The organism is Candidatus Protofrankia californiensis (genome assembly GCF_900634765.1).
Taxonomy (GTDB): Bacteria; Actinomycetota; Actinomycetes; order Frankiales; family Frankiaceae; genus Protofrankia; species Protofrankia californiensis.
Map to the genome: position 1 here is coordinate 5,563 of NZ_CAAAFT010000210.1, position 1,292 is coordinate 6,854.

Here is a 1,292-nt window from a genome sequence, read left to right on the forward strand (position 1 = left end):
CTGGGCGTCGACGCCGAGCGGGTGCTCGCCCAGGCCGCACTGCGGGCGGCTGTTCTCGTCGCCGCCGACAGCCTCGGGGCTTCGGAGCGCATGCTGCGTCTCGCGGTGGAGTACAGCAAGCAGCGTCGGCAGTTCGGGGTCGTGATCGGTTCGTTCCAGGCGATGAAGCACGCGGCGGCGTCGATGCTGGTCTCCGCCGAGGCCGCCCGTTCCATCGTCTACTTCGCAGCCGTGTCCGTGGAGCAGGGGCACGAGGAGGCAGCACTGCACGCGGCGACCGCGAAGGCGCAGGTCACGGCCGCTGGTGAGCAGACGGCCGACAGCGCGCTGACCATGCACGGCGCCATCGGTTACACCTGGGAGCACGAACTGCAGCTCGTTTACAAGCGGGCGAAGTTGAACAAACGGCTCTTCGGCACGCCGAGCGTGTGGAACGAGCGCCTGGCCTCGACACTCCCTCTCGTGCCCGTCGGCTGATGCGGCACTTTGGTCTGTCCTTTGATACAGTAAGTCCAAAAGCTGCCGTGCCTGGCCGAGTGGGAGGCCTGCTGTGGACTTTGAATTGACGGAGGACCAGGCGACGATCCGTAAAGCCGTCGCGGACCTTGCGGGCAAGTTCGACGACCAGTACTGGCTGGAGAAGGACGCCGCGCACGAGTTCCCGAGCGAGTTCTACGACGCGTTCGCCAGGGGCGGCTGGTTAGGGATCACCACGCCCGAGAAGTACGGCGGTCACGGTCTCGGTATCACCGAGGCGTCGATCCTGCTCGAAGAGGTGTCGGCATCCGGCGGTGGCATGAACGCCGCGAGCTCGATGCACCTGTCGATCTTCGGGATGCATCCGGTCATCGTCCACGGCTCGGAAGAGCTCAAGCAGCACAGTCTTCCCCGCATCGTCAACGGCGACCTGCACGTGTGCTTCGGGGTCACCGAACCGGGCGCGGGGCTCGACACCACGCGCATCACCACCTTCGCCCGCCGGGACGGCGACCACTACGTGGTCAACGGGCGCAAGGTCTGGATCTCCAAGGCGCTGGAGTCGGAGAAGGTCCTCCTGCTCACCCGGACGACCAGGTACGAGGACGTGAAGAAGAAGACCGACGGCATGACCCTCTTCCTCACCGACCTCGACCGCAACGCGGTCGACATCCGTCCGATCAGGAAGATGGGGCGCAACGCGGTCAGCTCGAACGAGCTGTTCATCGACGACCTGCGCGTTCCGGTGGAGGACCGGGTCGGCGAGGAGGGCCAGGGGTTCCGGTACCTGCTGGACGGGCTGAACCCGGAACGGA

2 protein-coding genes are annotated in these 1,292 nt (G+C 66.1%); both read left to right on the top strand.

What is annotated here, in order from left to right; all coding sequences use genetic code 11:
- A partial coding sequence (locus tag DD1DGNOD_RS27995; RefSeq protein WP_283234682.1) for an acyl-CoA dehydrogenase family protein occupies positions 1 to 477 on the top strand: 477 nt, incomplete at its 5' end.
- Between the two features lie 73 nt (positions 478 to 550).
- Positions 551 to 1,292 (top strand): acyl-CoA dehydrogenase family protein (locus DD1DGNOD_RS11445; protein ID WP_131770098.1); only part of this gene is annotated, 742 nt, incomplete at its 3' end.